This is a genomic window from Idiomarina sp. Sol25, assembly GCF_033052775.1.
Classification (GTDB): domain Bacteria; phylum Pseudomonadota; class Gammaproteobacteria; order Enterobacterales; family Alteromonadaceae; genus Idiomarina.
Map to the genome: position 1 here is coordinate 1 of NZ_JAUPEW010000018.1, position 3,108 is coordinate 3,108.

Below are 3,108 nucleotides of genomic sequence, written 5' to 3' on the forward strand. Positions count from 1 at the left end.
GTAACCGTTAGCGTTAAGTGTTCTTAAACAAGAATATTTACCGGTAACTAAGCGTTACGTGCTCTTTAACAACATGAAAAGCTGATTGTAATATTAAAAGTAAGAAATGCCACTCTACTTGAACAAACTGATTTGGTAGAGGCGTATCGAACTTGTGTACAGCGAGAACAAACAATCTTGGTCACGTATGCCAGACACCTTCGGGTTGTATGGTTAAGTGACTAAGCGTACACGGTGGATGCCTAGGCAGTTGGAGGCGATGAAGGACGTACTAACTTGCGATAAGCCATGATAAGCCAGTAAGAGGCACTTGAGTCATGGATTTCCGAATGGGGAAACCCACTCTGTTTACAGAGTATCCGGCACTGAATCAATAGGTGCCAGGAAGCGAACCCGGAGAACTGAAACATCTAAGTACCCGGAGGAAAAGAAATCAACCGAGATTTCCCCAGTAGCGGCGAGCGAACGGGAAGCAGCCCTTAAGCTTAACTTGTGCTAACAGAATCCGATGGGAAGCGGAGCCACAGACGGTGAGAGCCCGGTATGTGAAGGTGCATGATAAGTGAAATCGAGTAGGTCGGGACACGTGATATCCTGACTGAATATGGGGGGACCATCCTCCAAGGCTAAATACTCCCAACTGACCGATAGTGAACCAGTACCGTGAGGGAAAGGCGAAAAGAACCCCGGCGAGGGGAGTGAAACAGAACCTGAAACCGTGTACGTACAAGCAGTAGGAGCGGACTTGTTCCGTGACTGCGTACCTTTTGTATAATGGGTCAGCGACTTATATTCTGTAGCAAGGTTAACCGTATAGGGAAGCCGTAGGGAAACCGAGTCTTAACTGGGCGTTGAGTTGCAGGGTATAGACCCGAAACCGGGCGATCTAACCATGAGCAGGTTGAAGATTGAGTAACATCAATTGGAGGACCGAACCCACTTATGTTGAAAAATGAGGGGATGACTTGTGGCTAGGAGTGAAAGGCTAATCAAGCCCGGAGATAGCTGGTTCTCCCCGAAATCTATTTAGGTAGAGCCTCGGACGAATACCATTGGGGGTAGAGCACTGTTTGGGCTAGGGGGTCATCCCGACTTACCAACCCCATGCAAACTCCGAATACCAATGAGTACTATCCGGGAGACACACGGCGGGTGCTAACGTCCGTCGTGAAGAGGGAAACAACCCAGACCGCCAGCTAAGGTCCCGAAGTTATGGCTCAGTGGGAAACGATGTGGGAAGGCAGAGACAGCTAGGAGGTTGGCTTAGAAGCAGCCATCCTTTAAAGAAAGCGTAATAGCTCACTAGTCGAGTCGGCCTGCGCGGAAGATGTAACGGGGCTAAGCCATACACCGAAGCTGCGGCTGCATGATTTATCATGCGGGGTAGGGGAGCGTTCTGTAAGTGGGCGAAGGTGGTTCGAGAGGACTGCTGGACATATCAGAAGTGCGAATGCTGACATGAGTAACGATAATGGGAGTGAAAAACTCCCACGCCAGAAGACCAAGGTTTCCTATCCCATGCTAATCAGGGTAGGGTAAGTCGGCCCCTAAGGCGAGGCGGAAACGCGTAGTCGATGGAAAACAGGTCAATATTCCTGTACCGATGTTCATTGCGATGGGGGGACGGAGAAGGCTAGGTAAGCCGGGCGTTGGTAGTCCCGGTGAAAGTGCGTAGGCTGAGGGTTTAGGTAAATCCGGACCCTTAAGGCCGAGACACGAGACGAGCACCCAAGGGTGCGAAGTTATTGATGCCATGCTTCCGGGAAAAGCCTCTAAGCTTCAGGTGAACATTGACCGTACCCCAAACCGACACAGGTGGTCAGGTAGAGAATACTAAGGCGCTTGAGAGAACTCGGGTGAAGGAACTAGGCAAAATAGTACCGTAACTTCGGGAGAAGGTACGCCACTGGCGGTAATTGACTTCGCGTCAAGAGCTGCTGGTGGCCGCAGTGACCAGGTGGCTGGGACTGTTTATTAAAAACACAGCACTGTGCTAACACGAAAGTGGACGTATACGGTGTGACACCTGCCCGGTGCCGGAAGGTTAATTGATGGGGTTAGTTTTCGGACGAAGCTCTTGATCGAAGCCCCGGTAAACGGCGGCCGTAACTATAACGGTCCTAAGGTAGCGAAATTCCTTGTCGGGTAAGTTCCGACCTGCACGAATGGTGTAACCATGGCCACGCTGTCTCCACCCGAGACTCAGTGAAATTGAAATCGCAGTGAAGATGCTGTGTACCCGCGGCTAGACGGAAAGACCCCGTGAACCTTTACTACAGCTTGGCACTGAACATTGAACCTACATGTGTAGGATAGGTGGGAGGCTTTGAAGCACTGGCGCCAGTTGGTGTGGAGCCATCCTTGAAATACCACCCTTGTATGTTTGATGTTCTAACATTGGCCCCTTATCGGGGTTGTGGACAGTGCCTGGTGGGTAGTTTGACTGGGGCGGTCTCCTCCCAAAGAGTAACGGAGGAGCACGAAGGTTGGCTAAGTACGGTCGGACATCGTACGGTTAGTGCAATGGCAGAAGCCAGCTTAACTGCGAGACAGACACGTCGAGCAGATACGAAAGTAGGTCATAGTGATCCGGTGGTTCTGAATGGAAGGGCCATCGCTCAACGGATAAAAGGTACTCCGGGGATAACAGGCTGATACCGCCCAAGAGTTCATATCGACGGCGGTGTTTGGCACCTCGATGTCGGCTCATCACATCCTGGGGCTGAAGTCGGTCCCAAGGGTATGGCTGTTCGCCATTTAAAGTGGTACGCGAGCTGGGTTTAGAACGTCGTGAGACAGTTCGGTCCCTATCTGCCGTGGGCGTTTGAGAGTTGAGAGGAGCTGCTCCTAGTACGAGAGGACCGGAGTGGACGAACCTCTGGTGTTCGGGTTGTCACGCCAGTGGCATTGCCCGGTAGCTACGTTCGGAATCGATAACCGCTGAAAGCATCTAAGCGGGAAGCGAGCCTCGAGATAAGCTGTCACTAGCACTTAGAGTGCTCTGAAGGGTTGTTGAAGACTACAACGTTGATAGGCGGGGTGTGGAAGCGTAGTAATGCGTTGAGCTAACCCGTACTAATTGCCCGTGAGACTTAACCATACAACACC

1 rRNA gene is annotated in these 3,108 nt (G+C 51.4%); it reads left to right on the plus strand.

Features of this window, described 5'->3' with window-relative positions:
- The first annotated feature begins 211 nt into the window (after nt 1–211).
- Nucleotides 212–3,100, plus strand: a 23S ribosomal RNA gene (locus Q5L94_RS13215).
- Nucleotides 3,101–3,108 lie beyond the last annotated feature (8 nt).